Source organism: Salibaculum griseiflavum, assembly GCF_003129565.1.
GTDB lineage: Bacteria > Pseudomonadota > Alphaproteobacteria > Rhodobacterales > Rhodobacteraceae > Salibaculum > Salibaculum griseiflavum.
In genome coordinates, this window is sequence record NZ_QETF01000004.1 from 24,442 (window position 1) to 39,933 (window position 15,492).

Consider the following 15,492-nt stretch of genomic DNA (forward strand, 5'->3'; position numbering starts at 1 on the left):
GCCGTCCCGGTTGATGTCGCGAACGGGCGGCGAGGTCGAAAACGGAACAGATCGGCGCGCCGTTTCGTATGACAGGATCTCATGATCCGGACCCATGCGATTCCCGACGCTTTCTCCCCTGCCGAATGCGAGCGCCTTTTGGCCGTGGTCGCCGAGGCGCCGGCAAATGATGCGCGGCTGGTGGGCCGACAGACCGATCACAACCAGCGCCGTGCCAGCCTGGTCTGGGTGGAGGACCTCGACGAGGTCGATTGGGTCATGGACCGGATCGTCACCCTCGTGGCAGAGGCCAACCGGACCGTTTTCGATTTCAGCCTGACCGAGTTTGCCGAAAGCGCCCAGGTCGCCAGCTATGACGCAGATGTCGGAGGGCATTTCGATTGGCATTCCGACATCGGTGACGGACGGTTGGCCGGCAGGCGCAAGTTGACCATGGTGGTGCAATTATCCGACCCCGCCTCCTATGAAGGGGGCATGCTGGAGATCATGCCGTCGGGCCATGTCATCGCGGCCAGCAACGCGCGCGGGGCCGCCGTTCTGTTTCCCTCCTACCTGCTGCATCGGGTGACACCGATCACGCGCGGGCAGCGGCAGTCCCTTACGATCTGGGCCCACGGACCGGCCTTCCGCTGATCGGATTGCCGTTGTGCGCAACCGCGCATAACCTCTGTATTTTCGCGAAATTGCGCGTTGTGCGCAGGGGGTTATCTGAGCCGGGATGCAATTCATGGAGAGTGACATGAGCAACCCGAAAATCGCGATTATCTATTATTCGACCTATGGCACCAATCACGGTGTCGCCCAGGCTGCAGCGAAGGCCGCTGAAGAAGCCGGGGCCGAGGTGCGCCTGCGTCGCATCCCCGAAACTGCCCCGGCCGAGGTCGTCAATGGCCAGGATGCCTGGAAGGCCGCGGCCGAAGCGCAATCCGACATTCCCGAGGTCAGCCTCGACGATGTGGAATGGGCTGATGGCCTGTTCTTCTCCTCGCCCACCCGGTTCGGTAGCGTTGCCAGCCAGACCCGGGCCTTCATCGACACGCTTGGTCCGCTCTGGCAGAGGGGTGCCCTTGCCGACAAGGCGGTTACGGCGACCACGTCGGCCCAGAACCAGAACGGTGGCACCGAGACTGCCTTGCAGGCGCTTTATGTCAGCTTCATGCACTGGGGTGCGGTCATCGTGCCGCCGGGCTATACCGATCCGGTCAAGTTCGAGGATGGCGGCAACCCCTACGGGTTCTCGACCCAGCCGGGTGCCCTCGACGAGGTCGGGCAGCGATCGGTGGCCCACCAGTCCAAGCGACTGGTTGCCATGGCGGCCAAACTGGCCGGCTGACCGCACGAACCATGCTAGGCTGCCCCTTTAACGAGATTCGGGGGCAGCCATGAAGCCGAACAAGACAAAACCGACAGAGCAAGGCGTTCAGGCCTTTCTTGACAGCGTGGATCATCCGACTCGGCGTGCTGATGCGTTGGCGCTGGATGACCTCTTTCGCCGCGTGACGGGCTGGCAGCCCCGCATGTGGGGTCCGACGATCATCGGCTACGGCGAATACCACTACAGATATGACAGCGGGCGCGAGGGCGACTTCCTGGCGACCGGGTTCAGCCCGCGCAAGGCGAACCTGTCGCTCTACATCATGCCCGGCTATGCCGATATGGGCGCGATGCTGGAGCGGCTGGGCAAGCACAAGATCGGCAAATCCTGTCTTTACATCAACAAGCTGGCTGACGTGGACCTGGCCGTGGTCGAAGAGATCATTCGCAAGGGCCTCGATGATCTGGCCGCGCGATGGCCGGTGCGTGCGACCTAGAGCGTTTCCACCTCTGTCTTTTCAAGAAGCGCCTCGAAATCCTGCGGCAGGCACAGTTGCGTGCCTTCGGTCATGCAGGCGGCCGAGGCCGCGGCAGAGCCGCGACGGAAAGCCTCTTCGATCGGGTGATCCTGCGCCAGGGCCATCACGAATCCGGCGACGAAACTGTCGCCTGCTCCGACGCGGCTGCGAACGGTCACATCCGCCGCGTTGACCCGCAGCTTGCGGGTGCCATCGGCCAGAACGGACCCATCGGCGCCCCGGGCCACAATGACCATTCGCGCGGCCCCTTGTTTGACGAGGCGTTCGGCAAAGGCGGCGCTGTCGCCGCGGTTATTCAGAGGGCGCCGGGCAAGGGTTTCGGCCTCGTGGCTGTCCATGCGCAGCAGGTAGGGCGGGTTGTCCTGCCCTGCGGCCAGATGGGCAAGCGCGGGGCCTGACGTGTCGAGGATCACCTCGGCCCCGGAGTCACTGACATCCTCGCAGATGCGGGCATAGAGGTCGGGGGCCGCACCATGCGGGCCGCTGCCCGATAGAACGATGAAACCATCCTGCTGCGCGCATTCGCAGATCGCGGCGCGGGCCCGCAGGATATCTTCGCGCGACCAGTCCGGGCCGGGCAACATGAAGCGGAATTGTTCATTGGTGCTCAGGTCTGTGACGGCAAGGCTTTGCCGGGTCTCCCCCGGGGCTTCGTGAACGATGATCTGCAGTCCGGTCCGACGCAGCAGGTGTTCCAGCGCGCTGCCGGTATCGCCGCCGAGGGCAACAAAGGCCTTGGAGGTGCCGCCCAGCTGGTGGATCGCCCGCGACACGTTCAATCCGCCGCCACCGGGGTCCTGTTCCGGCGGGGCGCAGCGCAGCTTGGCATCGGGGACGATCTTGGCGACTGATGTGGCCAGATCAAAGGCCGGGTTCAGCGTAACGGTGAGTATCTCGTGCATGGGCGACTCCTGTTGGCGCTAACATAGCCCCTTTGGCGCCCCCATGCCAAGCGGCGGCCCTCGCAGGGAGGGCCGCCGTGGCAGAAAACAATATCCGCAGGTCCGTTACATCAGCTGGTAGCTGTGCGGCACGTAGTGGAACCCGTCGCCACGGGTTTCCACGAAACCCAGACCGGGGAAGGGCATGTGATAACCGATCAGCGGAATGCGATCGGTTGCGGCCATGCCGAGCACGCGGCGCCGGGTTTCGGCGGCGGCGGCCTTGTCGGCATCAAAGCGCACTTCCCAGTCGGGATAGGCCAGCGACCAGACGTAGTGGTTTGCCGTGTCCGCCATCAGCATCAGTTGTTCGCCGTTCGATTCCAGCATATAGGCCATGTGGCCCGGCGTATGCCCGAAGGCGGCCATGGCTGTGATGCCCGACCGCACGCTGTCGCCATCGCCGAGGAAGGACATCTTGTCAGCCAGCAGGCGCACTTTGGCCTCGAAGCCATCATTCTCCATCGTGGCCCAGGTATCGTATTCGATCTGGCCCGTCACATAAGCGGCATTGGAGAATGTCTCGGTGCCGCTGTCATCGGACAGCCCGCCGATATGGTCCCCATGCATATGGGTCAGCACGACATGGGTGATGTCGCCGGGCGCATAGCCCGCGGCGGACAGCGCGTCGGTGGTGCCGGCGGGGGACAGGCCCGTGTCGAACAGGATCACCTCGCTGCCGGTGTTCACCACCGTCGGCGTAAAGAAGAACTGTGCCATGTCGGTGGGGATGAAATTCGCCGCACTTGCCTCGGCGAATTCCTCTTCCGAGACATTCATCCCGAAGATGCCCTGCGGGCCCTCGACCGGGCGCGATCCGGCCAGAAGGGTCGTGACCTTGAAATCGCCCAAGGTGAAATCGCGGAACCGGGGCAGACTGGTGGTCGGGGCCTGGGCACTGGCCGTGTTGGCGAGCGTAGTGGCGAAGGGCAGGGCCGCGGTGCCTGCCATGGCTTGGCGTCGTGTCAGTTTCATATTGATCTCCCTGTTGGGTCGTGACGGAAAGCCTAGCGCGATATGCGGGCCCTGACTTGGCCAATGCCGCAGATGTGATCTGCATGGTTGCACAGGGGCGCTCGGCTGCAGCCGGGTCGGGCGCAGCCGTGGCGCTCACTCTCACCAGCGGTCGATGGTGGCAATATCGGCGTCGGACCAGCCGAAGTGATGCGCGAATTCGTGGATCGTCACATGGGCGACCAGAGTTTCCAGCGTGACATCGCGGTCCTCCAGCTCCATCAGGATCGGCTGGCGGAACAGCCAGACGATATCCGGGCCGTAGGGTTGGTCGTAGCTGGATTTCTCGGTCAGCGGGATACCGTCATACATGCCGGTGATCTCTTCGCGCTGGGCCTGCGGGTCGTCGCCGGGGTCGAGGAGGTGATCGGGCAGCCAGTCCACAGCCTGGATCGCGACCTCCTGCGCCAGCCCGGCAAAGGGGGCCGGCAGCGCCGCGACCGTGTCGCGGGCGATCTGTTCGATCTGGTCCAGGCTGGGCGTTTCCATGACCCCCGATATGGACAATTCCGCGCGGCTGTGAAAGAGCCTGCGCCGGAATAGGAGAGCCCCATGACCATCACCCGTTTCGCCCCGTCACCGACCGGCTACCTGCATATCGGCAACCTGCGCGCCGCGCTGTTCAACTATTGCATCGCACGCCAGGCCGGGGGCGAATTCATCCTGCGCATCGACGATACCGACCCCGAGCGGTCGAAAGAGGAGTATGTCGAGGCCATCAAGGAAGACCTGACATGGCTGGGCCTGACATGGGACAGGGTGGAACGTCAGTCCGAGCGGCTGGACCGCTACGCTGCCGCCAAGGCGACGCTGATCGAGATGGGGCGCCTTTACGAATGTTTCGAAACCCCGACGGAGTTGGACCTCAAGCGCAAGAAACAGCTGAACATGGGCCGCCCGCCGGTCTATGACCGGTCCGCGCTTGACCTCACCGAAGACCAGAAGCAGGCCTATCGCGACGAGGGGCGCACGGGGCATTGGCGCTTCAAGCTCGATCACGAACGGATCGAGTGGACCGACGGCATTCTCGGCGACATCTCGATTGATGCGGCCAGCGTCAGCGACCCGGTTCTGATCCGGGGGGACGGGCAGGTGCTCTATACCCTTGCGTCGGTTGTCGATGACACGGAAATGGGCATCACCGACGTGGTGCGCGGATCGGACCACGTGACCAATACCGCCACCCAGATCCAGATGATCCAGGCGCTGGGCGGCACGGTGCCGAATTTTGCGCATCATTCGCTGCTGACCGGCCCACAGGGCGAGGCGCTGTCGAAGCGCCTCGGCACGCTGGCGCTGCGTGACCTGCGGGCGCGGGGGATCGCCGGCATGGCGGTGAATTCGCTGATGGCGCGGCTGGGATCGTCCGACCCGGTGGAATTGCGCGAAACCATCGACGAGGTGGTCGCGGGCTTTGACCTGACGAAATTCGGCAGCGCGCCCACCAAGTTCGACAGTGACGACCTGGAGCCGCTGACCCATCGCTGGCTGGCCGCGCGGCCCTTTGCCGAGGTCGAGACCCGCGTGCGCGAACTGGGTGTGCCGGAGGAACTGGCCGAGGTGTTCTGGGATGTCGTGCGCGAAAACATCAACACGCTCGACGATATGGCCGAGTGGTGGCAGCTGTTCTACGAGGGCGGCAATCCGAAGGTCGCGGAGGAGGATGCCGAATTCGTCGATACCGCGTTGGGCCTGCTGGGTGAGCCGCCCTATACCGCCGACACTTGGGGCGAATGGACCTCTGCGGTGAAAGAGGCCACGGGTCGCAAGGGCAAGGGGCTGTTCATGCCGCTGCGCCGGGCCGTCACGGGCATGGATCGCGGGCCGGAAATGGCCGACGTGATGCGCCTGATGCAGGTGAAGCCGAAGGTCTAGCTGTCCTGCGTGCGGATGATCCGCGCGCCGATATCCTCCAGCGTGGTATCCACCATGCGCCGCTCGGCCTGTGACAGGGTTTGATGGCGCGGATAGATCGGAGCTTTTCGGTCATCGAGGATCGGCCCGTCGAACCCGGCTGTGGTGGCAAAGAAATGCGCCACCCCATCGGCCCCGTGCAGGTTCAGATAGCCCTGCACAACGACGTCAAGATAGCTCAGCAGGATCGGATGTTCTGTCGAGGGTGGCGCGATATAGCCGCGTGCCGCTTCGTAGACGGCGGTTTGCCTGCGTGGACGGTCATGGGTCACATGATCGGTCACATCGCGGCGCAGATAGGCCTGTTCACGCTGGTCCAGCGCGGCCCAGTCGCCGCCGGGCACGTGGGCGAGGACTCCGAGGATCTCGGCGCCTTCGGCCCGCTCGACAGAAAGAAACGCAACAGGCCGGCGCGAGGAATGCTTCCACACCCGGCGCCACCCGCGCAGGCGGGCCGTGAACGGGTCCTCGTAGTCATGGGTCGCAAGATTCACCAGCGAGCCATAGCCGAAGAAGGCGGGATGCGGGGCGTCCGTCGTCATTCCCGCGCCCTTAGCACGCGGGCCGGTTTTGCCGAAAGGGGGCGCAGCGCGAAGGCCAGCCCGGCCAGAAGGGTCGTCAGCACCCCGCCCAGCACGATGGCCAGCGCGTTGGACCAGATGGGTGTGAACCCCGTTTCCATGATGAAGGTGGAAACAGCCCAGCCGCCGGTCATGCCCGCACCAAGGGCCACCAAGGCCGCCGCCAGACCCAACAGGGCTGCCCGCAGGGCGAAGCTGCGCAGAATACGCGCCCGCGGTGCGCCCAACGTCTTGAGCACCGCCGCTTCATAGGTCCGGGCCCGTTCGCCCGCCGCCGCCGCCCCGATCAGAACGAGGAACCCCGTCACGAGTGTCGCCAGCGCCCCGTATCTCGTGGCCGCCGCGATGCCGCCCAACACGACCAGCACCTGGTCGATCGCGTCGCGGATGCGGATGGCGGTGATGTTCGGATAGACCTGGGCCAGATCGCGCAGGATCGCCGCCTCGGCCTGTGGTTCGGCATAGACGGTGCTGATCCAGCTATGGGGTGCGCCTTGCAGGGCAGCGGGGTTCATGGACATCACGAAGCCCATGCCGGCATCATCGAAATCCACCTGCCGGAAGCTGGTGATCTCGGCGGTAATGTCGCGGCCCAGCACGTTGACGGTCAGTGTATCGCCCAACGACAGGCCCATCTCCTCGGCCTCGTCGCGGCTGAAACTGACCTGGGGCGGGCCGCTGTAATCGGCCGCCCACCATTCGCCATCGGTGATGACGGTGCCCGGGCGCGGTTCGGTGGAATAGGTCAGACCACGATCGCCCTGGATGACCCAATGGTCGGTGACGTCGCGCGCGGGCTGGCCGTTGATGCGGGTGATGATGCCACGCAGCATCGGGGCGGCCTCATAGTCTTTCACCGCCGGATCCCCGTCGAGGCGGGCACGGAACCCGTCGATCTGGCCGGGCTGGATATCGACGAAGAAGTAAGACGGGGCGACCTCGGGCAATTCGTCGGAAATGGCCAGTCGCAGGTTGCCGTCGATCTGGCCCACCGCGGCCAGCACCGACAGGCCAAGGCCAAGCGACAGCACCACGGATGTGGTCTCGCCCCCCTGCGCGCCGATGGCGCCAAGGGCGAAACGGAACGTCGGGCGGCCCCGTGCGGCGCGGCGGAACCGGCGCGCCAGCCATCCCACGAGCAGCGCCGCCAGAACCAGCATCCCCAGCGCCATCGCAATCCCGCCCGTGGTCCAGAGTGTCAGGAACGCGGTGCCCGAGAACCAGATCGCCGCCCCGACCAACGCCGCCAGCAGGCCGGCGATGGCCAGCAGGTAGCGCAGGGCGGGCAACCGTCCCCCGCCTCCGCCGATGTCGCGGAACAGGGTGGCGGCGCGGATCTGTTCGGTGCGGGCCAGCGGCCAAAGCGTAAAGATCCCGGCGGTAAGGATGCCGTAGAGCGCGGCCTCGGCCAATGGCGCGGGGTAAAGCCGGAAATCGGCTGGGATCGGCAGGCGCTCCACGATGAGGGGCGACAGGGCCAGCGGCACCAACGCGCCCAGCACCACGCCGATGCCGACACCGATCAGGGTCAGGAAACCGATCTGGTAGAAGTAGGTCAGGAAGATCGTGCCGCTGGTCGCGCCCAGGGTCTTGAGGGTGGCGATGACCTCGGTCTTGCCGGCCAGATAGGCGCGCACCGCGGCCGATACGCCGACACCGCCCACGGCCAGCCCGGACAGACCCACCAGAACAAGGAAAGCGCCGATCCGGTCGACGAACTGGCTGATCCCCGGCGCGCCGTCGCGGGCATCCTGCCAGCGCAAACCACTGTCCTGAAACTTTGTCTCGGCCTCGGCTTCCAGCGCAGCAAGGTCCGCACCCTCGGGCAGATCCAGCCGGTAATTGCTTTCCATCAGCGTGCCCTCGCCCAGCAGGCCGCTGCCGGCAAGGTCAGCCAGCCGCACCAGTGTGCGTGGGCCAAGGCCGAACCCACCGCCGGAATTATCCGGATAGGATTCGAGTATCGCCGACAGCACGAACTCCTGGGTGCCAAGACGGAAGGTGTCGCCCGGCGCCAGACCCAACCTGTCTGCCAGCACCTTTTCCAGCACTGCGCCGGGGGCCTGATCGGTGCCGGCAAAGGCCTGCTCCAACGGCAGGGGCGGGTCCAACTCGACCGCGCCGATCAGGGGATAGAGGTCATCGACCGCCTGAACCTGCGTCAGGCCGCGTTCTGGGGGGTCGCCTTCGACCACGACCATGGAGCGGAAATCGGTGGTTTCGGACACCGCCAGCGCGACGGAATCCATCCACTCCAACTCTTCAGGGGTGGCGAAGCGATAGGTGAAACGCACCACGGCATCGCCGCCCAGAAGGGCCGCGCCCTCTTCGGCCAGCCCGGCCTGGATCGAGGCGCGAATGGTGCCCACGGCGGCGATCGCCAAGACGCCCAGCGCGAGGCAGGCCAGGAAGATACGAAAACCCCGCAAGCCGCCGCGCAACTCGCGCCGAGCCAGTCTGTAGGCCAGCGTTGCGTTCATTCGGCGGCCGCCCTGGCCGGTTCGATCCGGCCATCACGTAGCCGCACAACCCGGTCACACCGGCGCGCTAGCTCGGTCGCATGGGTCACGAGGATGAGCGTTGCCCCGTGGCGGTCCCGCAAGCCGAACAGCATGTCGATGATCGCCGCGCCGTTGGCTTCATCGAGGTTGCCCGTCGGTTCATCGGCGAGCAGGATCCTGGGCCGGGGCGCGGCGGCGCGGGCCAGGGCCACCCGTTGCTGCTCGCCCCCCGACATCTGGCTTGGATAATGCCCGGACCGGTGAGCCAGGCCTACCGCCTCCAGTTCAGCCGCGGCCCGGTCGAAAGCGTCGCGGTGCCCGGCCAGTTCCAGCGGTGTGGCAACATTTTCCAACGCCGTCATCGTCGGTATGAGGTGGAAGGATTGGAACACCACCCCCATATTGTCCCTGCGGAACCGCGCCAGCGCATCCTCGCCCAGACGGGTGATGTCTGTGCCCAGCGCGGTGATGCGCCCCGAGGTCGCGGTTTCCAGCCCGCCCATCAGCATGAGGAGTGACGATTTGCCCGACCCGCTTGGCCCCACGAGCCCCAAGGTTTCCCCGCCCGCCACATCCAGCGTGATGTCATGCAGGATGTCCACCGGCCCGGCATTGCCCATGAGGGACAGCGATACATCGGACAGGGACAGGACGGGATCAGTCATGGCGCGGGCCTTCGGGGTTTTGCGTTTCATTACATATGGGGCATTCGCAACAACGCGCAACGTGATTGCTGCAATCGTTCTGATCCCCGCCATGGCCCAGGCCGAGCAGGTCACGATCGCGGCGCTGGGCGACAGCCTGACCCAAGGCTACGGGCTGATCGAGCAGGACGGCTTCGTGCCACAGATGGAAACCTGGCTGCGGGAAAAGGGCGCCGATGTCGAGATGATCAATGCGGGCGTCTCGGGCGATACCACCGCCGGGGGCCTGTCGCGTGTGGGCTGGACGCTGACACCCGATGTGGACGCGATGATCGTGGCGCTGGGTGGCAACGACCTGTTGCGCGGGATTGCCCCCGAGGTGGCGCGGTCCAATCTCGATGGCATCCTGCAGGCGGCCGACGCGGCCGGGGTGCCCGTGCTGCTGGTCGGGATGCAGGCGCCGGGCAATTACGGCCCCGACTACAAGGCGGCCTTCGACGCGATCTATCCCGAACTCGCCGAGGCTTATGACAGCCAGCTGTTCCCCAGCTTCTTCCAGGGCATCCTGTCCGATGACCTGTCCAGCGCGCGGGCGCAGTTCATGCAGCCCGACGGCATCCACCCCAATGCCGAGGGCGTGGCGCGGATCGTCGATGAGATGGGCCCGGCGGTGTTGGATCTGATCGCGCGGGTTGAGTGACCCGGTGACGAAAAACGCCCGGGCGGCTGGCCCGGGCGCTTGAGTGTCAGGAATCTGGTGCGGGTCAGGCCAACGCGAGATCGACCGCGGATTGCCGGCCGTCGCGGCCTTCCTGCAATTCGTAGGTCACTTTCTGATCATCGGCGAGGCCGGTCAGACCGGACCGCTCGACGGCGGAAATATGGACGAACACGTCCTTGCCGCCATCTTCGGGGGCGATGAACCCATACCCCTTGGTGGTGTTGAACCATTTGACTGTGCCAGTGGCCATGTCACTGTTTCCTTCAATTTGCTCCGCTCGCGGGATGCAGCGGACCGGCTCGTCAGTGCAGAGGATCGAGAGACTGCGCCGATAGAGGAGACAGTGGTAGATCGTGGTAACGTCGCGGACTCGATTCTGCGCGCCTTCGCGTGGTCACGCAAGAAAAACTTCCATGACAGGGCGTCGCGGGCCGGTGCTTGCCGATGGCTTGAAGACCTGTCCGGGAATACATATAAAAGAAATGACATATTTTTGTGGAGGCCATCATGGCGGATGAAACCCTGACTTGTCTGGAATGCGGGCAATTGAACAAGGTGCCGGGCGACCGGCTGGCGTCGGGCCCCAAATGCGGGACTTGCGGCGCGAAACTGATGCCGGCCAAGGCGGTCGAGATCGACCTGAAAACACTGGAAAAGGCCGCCAAGAAAGATAGCGTTCCGCTGGTCGTGGATTTCTGGGCGCCGTGGTGCGGGCCGTGCCGGATGATGGCGCCGGAGTTTTCCAAAGCCGCCGGAGAGTTGTCGGGCAAGGCACGGCTGGTCAAGCTGAACACAGAGGACCACCAGACCGCCGGCATGAAATACGGCATCCGTGGCATTCCGACGATGATACAGTTCCGCAAGGGCCGCGAGATCAAGCGCCAGTCGGGGGCGATGCAGGCCCCGGCCATCATCGGCTGGGCGCAGGGCTAGACATGAAAAAGGGGCAGCCAAGGCCGCCCCTTTTCGAATCCTGTCGCGTCCGGCTTAGGCCAGGGCGATGTTCGTCGCGCTTTCGCGGCCGTCACGGCCGGCTTCCACGTCGAAGGTGACCTTCTGGTCATCGGCCAGGCCGGTCAGGCCAGCGCGTTCGACTGCGGAGATGTGGACGAAAACGTCCTTGCCGCCGGTTTCAGGTGCGATAAAGCCGAAGCCTTTGGTGGTGTTGAACCATTTCACGGTGCCATTGGCCATGTGAAGTCTTCCTTTTGATATATGCTGCCCGCGTTGGTGCGACAGCCCGGCTTGGTCAGTCTGGGTCGAAGAACTGAGTGCCGGTAAAGGAAGTCAGGGTCGAGGTAGAATAACGTCTGCATGGCCCATATGGGGGTTCGGCGGGCGGATAGCAAGGAAAAACAATGGGGCAGCCGTGACACCCGGTTGTTCGTGGCAAGTCAATTGAACCTCGCAGCATTTGCGCGAAGCATGCGATCCGCGTTTCTTGGGGCCAGATCATCAATGGCATCTGCCATTGATGACGCGCCCGACCCGCCCCTTGGGCGGGCGCGTTACACGCCCCCACCCCGGGTCGGGCGCGACGAGTCCGATGGAGATCCTGCGCAGGGGGGCGTCAATTGCCGACCTATGTTGCCATAAAGAGCCGGCGCTTCTATCGGCTGAACTTCTTGTGCTTCAGCCGCTTCGGCTCAAGCGCGTCTGCCCCCAAACGCCGTTTCTTGTCTTCCTCGTAATCTTCGAAATTGCCCTGGAACCATTCCACATGGGCCTCGCCCTCGAAGGCGAGGATGTGGGTACAGATCCGGTCGAGGAAGAAGCGGTCGTGCGAGATGACGACGGCGCAGCCTGCGAACTGGGTCAGGGCGTCTTCCAGTGCCCGCAGGGTTTCGACGTCCAGGTCGTTGGTCGGTTCGTCGAGCAGAAGAACGTTGCCGCCGGATTTCAGCAGCTTGGCCATGTGGACGCGGTTGCGTTCGCCGCCTGACAGCTGCCCGACCTTCTTCTGCTGGTCGCCCCCCTTGAAGTTGAAGGCGGAGCAGTATGCGCGGGAGTTCATCTGGGCGTCGCCCAGCTGGATGATCTCGCCGCCGTCGGAGATTTCCTCCCAGACGGTCGCATTCGGGTCGAGCGCGTCGCGGGACTGGTCGACATAGGACAGTTCCACCGTGTCGCCATATTCCACGGTTCCCTCGTCGGGCTGTTCCTGCCCGGTCAGCATCTTGAACAGGGTGGATTTACCCGCACCGTTGGGGCCGATCACGCCGACGATGCCGCCCGGCGGCAGGGAAAAGGACAGATCCTCGATCAACAGCTTGTCGCCCATGGCCTTTTTCAGGCCCTCGACCTCGATCACCTTGCCGCCAAGGCGCGGGCCGTTGGGGATGATGATCTGGGCGCGGGACAGCTTTTCGCGTTCGGACTGGTTGGCCAGTTCCTCGTAGGCCTGGATACGCGCCTTGGACTTGGCCTGCCGGGCCTTCTGGCCCTGGCGCATCCATTCCAGTTCGCGTTCCAGCGTCTTCTGCTTGGACTTGTCCTCGCGGGCTTCCTGTTCCAGCCGCTTGGCCTTCTGCTCCAGCCAGCTGGAATAATTGCCTTCGTAAGGGATGCCCGACCCGCGGTCGAGTTCGAGGATCCAGCCGGTGATGTCATCGAGAAAATAGCGGTCGTGGGTGACGACAAGGATGGTGCCCTTGTAATCGATCAGGTGCTGTTGCAGCCAGGCGATGGTTTCCGCGTCGAGGTGGTTGGTCGGTTCGTCCAGCAGCAGCATGTCGGGCGCTTCCAGCAGCAGCTTGCAGAGCGCGACGCGGCGCGCTTCGCCGCCCGAGAGGGTTTCTGGCATGGCATCGTCGGGCGGGCAGCGCAGGGCCTCCATCGCGACGTCGATCTGGGCGTCCAGATCCCACAGATTCTGGGTGTCGATCTCGTCTTGAAGCTGGGCCATCTCATCGGCGGTTTCGTCCGAATAGTTCATGGCAAGTTCGTTGAAGCGGTCCAGCTTGGCCTTCTTTTCGGCGACGCCTTCCATGACGTTTTCGCGGACGGTCTTGGATGTGTCCAGCTGCGGCTCCTGCGGCAGGTAGCCGACACGCGCGCCCTCGGCCGCCCAGGCCTCGCCCGAGAAATCGGTGTCGATCCCGGCCATGATGCGCAGCAGGGTGGATTTACCCGCGCCGTTGACGCCCACGACGCCGATCTTGACGCCGGGCAGGAAGGACAGGCGGATATTCTCGAAACATTTCTTGCCACCGGGATAGGTCTTGGAGACGCCATCCATGTGGTAGACATATTGGTAAGAAGCCATGACGCACCCCCGGTCAGATCTGCGGATATCCGCAACTCGATACCGGCTAAGCCGGGGCGCTTCAACTGCCGATCGGAGGGTCTAGCCCGAGATCATGCGCAGGGCCGGGCCGATCTTCTGCGCGGCCAGCCAGCCGGGCAGGTCCTCGGCGCTCAGGGGGCGCGAAATCCAGTAGCCCTGCACGGCGGTGCAGCCCATGTTCAGCAAGACATCGGCGGTCTGCCGGTCCTCGACCCCTTCGGCCACCACATTGAGGCCGAGGTCGTTGCACAATTCGATGATCTTGCGCACGATCTTGGTGGCGGTGTCGTCGCCGCGCACGTTCTGGATCAGGCTGCGGTCGATCTTGACCCCCGATACGGCCAGTTCCGCAAGGTGGGCCAGGCCCGCATAGCCGACGCCGAAATCGTCCAGGTAGACCTTGAAGCCGGCATCGCGAAGGTCGCGGATCGTTGCGGCATGGGATGACTTCTCGGTCACCTTGCCGAAGGCCGTGGTCTCCAGCACCTCGATGGCGACCTGCTCTCGCGCAAGGCCGCCGGCCTCGACCCCCCAGACCAGCCGATTGACGAATTCCGGATGCGCCAGGAGACTGCTGGAGGCATTGAACGAGATCGACAACTCGCTGTGTCCCGTTCGGTCCAGCATGTGTTTCTGTTCCAGCGCCTTGCTCATCGAACCAAGGTCCAAAGCGCCCATCAGGCCCAGTTCATCGGCGATCGGCAGGAAATCATCCGGGCCGATCAACCCGGCCTCGGGGTGGGCCCAGCGCACCAGCGTTTCGAGGCCAATAACCTTCTGGCCGTCAAGGTCGAAGATCGGCTGAAACACGTGGTCCAGTGTGCCGGTATCGACTGCATCGGCCAGTTCGCTGGCGCGTTCGGATTGCTGCACATGGCGGCTGTGCAGCGCCTCATCATAGATCTCGGCCCGGCCGCGCCCCAATGTCTTGGCCTCGTAGAGCGCAAAGTCCGCTTGCAGAAGAAGGGCATTGGGGTCTGTCTCGCCTTCGGTGGACAGCGCGGCGCCGATGCTGCAACTAACTGAAATCAGGCGATCATTCCAGTAGAATGGGTCCGCAACCCGGCGGGCGACGCGGTCGGCGACATCGCGCAGGTCCTCGACCCGGCGAATCTCCGGCAGAACGACCACGAACTCGTCACCGCCGACCCTGGCCACCAGAGAGCCGGCCATGACCTCGGCGCGCAGCGCCCCGGCAACATGGATCAACGCGGCATCGCCCGCGGAATGACCGTGGGTGTCGTTGATGGCTTTGAAATGATCCAGGTCCACATGCAGCAGCCCGATCCAATTGCTGGCGCCGGCCGCCGCTTCGAGCGCCCCGGCCGTGTAGTCGAGAAAGGCCGCGCGGTTGGAAAGTCCCGTCAGGCTGTCATGGGTGGCTTCGTGGGCCAGCTTGTTGCGGGCCTCGCGCAGGCGCTCTTCTTGCTGGATCTGCTGGGTCACGTCTCGGCAGATCAGGATGGCATGCTGTTCCCCGGCGGTGGATTTGCGGAACGAGATCGAGATTTGGTTCCAGAACAGCTCTCCGTTCTTGCGCCGGTTTTCGAACAGTTGCAGCGAATCGAAGGTCGGGTCGTCAGGATCGTATCGGAACGCCTTGATTTCCTTTTTCGAGGGGGTCTTTTCCTTTGGCAGGGCATAGCTGAGCGGATTGCGCCCGATCATTTCCTCGGGGCCGCGCCCCATGATCCGGCAATAGGCCGGGTTGGGCCAGACCACGATCCCGTCGAGGGTCTGGATAACGATGCCGTCGCTGGCATGTTCGCAGGCCATGCGAAAATGCTCGGCCTCGCGCAGTTGGCGGATCAGATCGCGGCGCGTGCCGCGCAGGGTGACCGAAAGTGCCTTGTTCTCGGCCCGGCTGCGCAGCAGCAACGACCCCAACAAGAAGGTGGCGCCCAGCATGGCAAGAACTGCTGTTATCAGGAAAGACACAGGGGGCAGCACCGTCGTTCGACTCGATTCGAACGACCCTAGCTCCGTCGGGGTTTGGGTCAGGTTAAGGACCTGTCGGTTGCCAAGGTGAGCAGGGCG

16 protein-coding genes are annotated in these 15,492 nt (G+C 64.4%); 6 read left to right on the plus strand and 10 right to left on the minus strand.

Annotated features, from left to right (window positions below; all coding sequences use genetic code 11):
- The first annotated feature begins 81 nt into the window (after positions 1–81).
- From DFK10_RS04875 to DFK10_RS04885, 3 genes are all read left to right on the plus strand, one after another.
- Positions 82–633, plus strand: a complete 552-nt coding sequence (locus tag DFK10_RS04875; protein WP_109387194.1) for a 2OG-Fe(II) oxygenase — start codon at positions 82–84, stop codon at positions 631–633.
- 106 nt (positions 634–739) lie between these two features.
- The gene (locus DFK10_RS04880; protein ID WP_109387629.1) at positions 740–1,333 is read left to right on the plus strand and encodes an NAD(P)H-dependent oxidoreductase; all 594 of its coding nucleotides are present in this window, start codon (positions 740–742) and stop codon (positions 1,331–1,333) included.
- Between the two features lie 49 nt (positions 1,334–1,382).
- Positions 1,383–1,811, plus strand: a complete 429-nt coding sequence (locus tag DFK10_RS04885) for a DUF1801 domain-containing protein (protein WP_109387196.1) — start codon at positions 1,383–1,385, stop codon at positions 1,809–1,811.
- On the opposite strand, the gene DFK10_RS04890 is transcribed toward DFK10_RS04885, so the two are convergent.
- The 3 genes from DFK10_RS04890 to DFK10_RS04900 form a co-directional block, all read right to left on the minus strand.
- The gene (locus tag DFK10_RS04890; protein WP_109387198.1) at positions 1,808–2,755 is read right to left on the minus strand and encodes a 1-phosphofructokinase family hexose kinase; all 948 of its coding nucleotides are present in this window, start codon (positions 2,753–2,755) and stop codon (positions 1,808–1,810) included. The two genes, DFK10_RS04885 and DFK10_RS04890, sit on opposite strands and share 4 nt — an antisense overlap.
- A gap of 105 nt (positions 2,756–2,860) precedes the next feature.
- On the minus strand, positions 2,861–3,769 hold the full coding sequence (locus DFK10_RS04895; protein ID WP_109387200.1) for an MBL fold metallo-hydrolase: 909 nt from the start codon (positions 3,767–3,769) through the stop codon (positions 2,861–2,863).
- Positions 3,770–3,910: 141 nt separating this feature from the next.
- A complete protein-coding gene (locus DFK10_RS04900; RefSeq protein WP_109387202.1) occupies positions 3,911–4,297 on the minus strand; it encodes a metallopeptidase family protein in 387 nt (128 codons plus the stop codon).
- A 63-nt stretch (positions 4,298–4,360) separates the two neighbouring features.
- Here DFK10_RS04900 and gltX point away from each other — a divergent pair, with 63 nt between their 5' ends.
- Positions 4,361–5,683 (plus strand): glutamate--tRNA ligase, encoded by a 1,323-nt coding sequence (gene gltX / locus DFK10_RS04905; RefSeq protein WP_109387204.1) that lies wholly within the window; start codon positions 4,361–4,363, stop codon positions 5,681–5,683.
- On the opposite strand, the gene DFK10_RS04910 is transcribed toward gltX, so the two are convergent.
- From DFK10_RS04910 to DFK10_RS04920, 3 genes are read right to left on the minus strand one after another with little or no spacing between them, the layout of a single operon-like run.
- Positions 5,680–6,264 carry a gamma-glutamylcyclotransferase family protein gene (locus tag DFK10_RS04910; RefSeq protein ID WP_109387206.1) on the minus strand — a complete coding sequence of 195 codons (585 nt, stop codon included), beginning with the start codon at positions 6,262–6,264 and terminating at the stop codon, positions 5,680–5,682. The genes gltX and DFK10_RS04910 overlap by 4 nt on opposite strands.
- Positions 6,261–8,783 carry an ABC transporter permease gene (locus DFK10_RS04915; RefSeq protein WP_109387208.1) on the minus strand — a complete coding sequence of 841 codons (2,523 nt, stop codon included), beginning with the start codon at positions 8,781–8,783 and terminating at the stop codon, positions 6,261–6,263. The genes DFK10_RS04910 and DFK10_RS04915 overlap by 4 nt, the downstream gene beginning before the upstream one ends.
- Positions 8,780–9,469, minus strand: coding sequence for an ABC transporter ATP-binding protein (locus DFK10_RS04920; RefSeq protein ID WP_109387210.1), 690 nt, complete (start codon positions 9,467–9,469; stop codon positions 8,780–8,782). The genes DFK10_RS04915 and DFK10_RS04920 overlap by 4 nt, the downstream gene beginning before the upstream one ends.
- Between DFK10_RS04920 and DFK10_RS04925 the strand changes: the two genes are divergently transcribed.
- Positions 9,468–10,148: an arylesterase gene (locus DFK10_RS04925; protein WP_109387212.1), complete on the plus strand. Its 681-nt coding sequence runs from the start codon at positions 9,468–9,470 to the stop codon at positions 10,146–10,148. The genes DFK10_RS04920 and DFK10_RS04925 overlap by 2 nt on opposite strands.
- Before the next feature lie 64 nt (positions 10,149–10,212).
- Here DFK10_RS04925 and DFK10_RS04930 read toward each other — a convergent pair whose 3' ends face one another.
- Positions 10,213–10,419 (minus strand): cold-shock protein, encoded by a 207-nt coding sequence (locus tag DFK10_RS04930; RefSeq protein ID WP_109387215.1) that lies wholly within the window; start codon positions 10,417–10,419, stop codon positions 10,213–10,215.
- Between the two features lie 257 nt (positions 10,420–10,676).
- Between DFK10_RS04930 and trxC the strand changes: the two genes are divergently transcribed.
- Positions 10,677–11,102, plus strand: a complete 426-nt coding sequence (gene trxC / locus DFK10_RS04935; RefSeq protein ID WP_109387631.1) for a thioredoxin TrxC — start codon at positions 10,677–10,679, stop codon at positions 11,100–11,102.
- A gap of 54 nt (positions 11,103–11,156) precedes the next feature.
- Here the strand turns inward: trxC and DFK10_RS04940 are convergent, their stop codons facing one another.
- The 3 genes from DFK10_RS04940 to DFK10_RS04950 all read right to left on the minus strand — a co-directional run bounded on the left by DFK10_RS04940 (position 11,157) and on the right by DFK10_RS04950 (position 15,363).
- Positions 11,157–11,363, minus strand: a complete 207-nt coding sequence (locus DFK10_RS04940) for a cold-shock protein (protein ID WP_109387217.1) — start codon at positions 11,361–11,363, stop codon at positions 11,157–11,159.
- A gap of 415 nt (positions 11,364–11,778) precedes the next feature.
- Complete coding sequence (ettA, locus tag DFK10_RS04945) at positions 11,779–13,434, minus strand: energy-dependent translational throttle protein EttA (protein WP_109387219.1); 1,656 nt, start codon at positions 13,432–13,434, stop codon at positions 11,779–11,781.
- Between the two features lie 81 nt (positions 13,435–13,515).
- Positions 13,516–15,363 (minus strand): putative bifunctional diguanylate cyclase/phosphodiesterase, encoded by a 1,848-nt coding sequence (locus DFK10_RS04950; RefSeq protein WP_217810060.1) that lies wholly within the window; start codon positions 15,361–15,363, stop codon positions 13,516–13,518.
- Positions 15,364–15,492 lie beyond the last annotated feature (129 nt).

Coding starts and splice junctions, on each gene's coding strand:
- DFK10_RS04875 (WP_109387194.1), top strand. CDS start 82: ATGATCCGGACCCATGCGATTCCCGACGCTTTCTCCCCTGCCGAATGC.
- DFK10_RS04920 (WP_109387210.1), bottom strand. CDS start 9,469: ATGACTGATCCCGTCCTGTCCCTGTCCGATGTATCGCTGTCCCTCATG.
- DFK10_RS04880 (WP_109387629.1), top strand. CDS start 740: ATGAGCAACCCGAAAATCGCGATTATCTATTATTCGACCTATGGCACC.
- DFK10_RS04915 (WP_109387208.1), bottom strand. CDS start 8,783: ATGAACGCAACGCTGGCCTACAGACTGGCTCGGCGCGAGTTGCGCGGC.
- DFK10_RS04910 (WP_109387206.1), bottom strand. CDS start 6,264: ATGACGACGGACGCCCCGCATCCCGCCTTCTTCGGCTATGGCTCGCTG.
- DFK10_RS04950 (WP_217810060.1), bottom strand. CDS start 15,363: ATGCTGGGCGCCACCTTCTTGTTGGGGTCGTTGCTGCTGCGCAGCCGG.
- DFK10_RS04885 (WP_109387196.1), top strand. CDS start 1,383: ATGAAGCCGAACAAGACAAAACCGACAGAGCAAGGCGTTCAGGCCTTT.
- DFK10_RS04895 (WP_109387200.1), bottom strand. CDS start 3,769: ATGAAACTGACACGACGCCAAGCCATGGCAGGCACCGCGGCCCTGCCC.
- gltX (WP_109387204.1), top strand. CDS start 4,361: ATGACCATCACCCGTTTCGCCCCGTCACCGACCGGCTACCTGCATATC.
- DFK10_RS04890 (WP_109387198.1), bottom strand. CDS start 2,755: ATGCACGAGATACTCACCGTTACGCTGAACCCGGCCTTTGATCTGGCC.
- ettA (WP_109387219.1), bottom strand. CDS start 13,434: ATGGCTTCTTACCAATATGTCTACCACATGGATGGCGTCTCCAAGACC.
- DFK10_RS04930 (WP_109387215.1), bottom strand. CDS start 10,419: ATGGCCACTGGCACAGTCAAATGGTTCAACACCACCAAGGGGTATGGG.
- DFK10_RS04900 (WP_109387202.1), bottom strand. CDS start 4,297: ATGGAAACGCCCAGCCTGGACCAGATCGAACAGATCGCCCGCGACACG.
- DFK10_RS04940 (WP_109387217.1), bottom strand. CDS start 11,363: ATGGCCAATGGCACCGTGAAATGGTTCAACACCACCAAAGGCTTCGGC.
- DFK10_RS04925 (WP_109387212.1), top strand. CDS start 9,468: ATGGCGCGGGCCTTCGGGGTTTTGCGTTTCATTACATATGGGGCATTC.
- trxC (WP_109387631.1), top strand. CDS start 10,677: ATGGCGGATGAAACCCTGACTTGTCTGGAATGCGGGCAATTGAACAAG.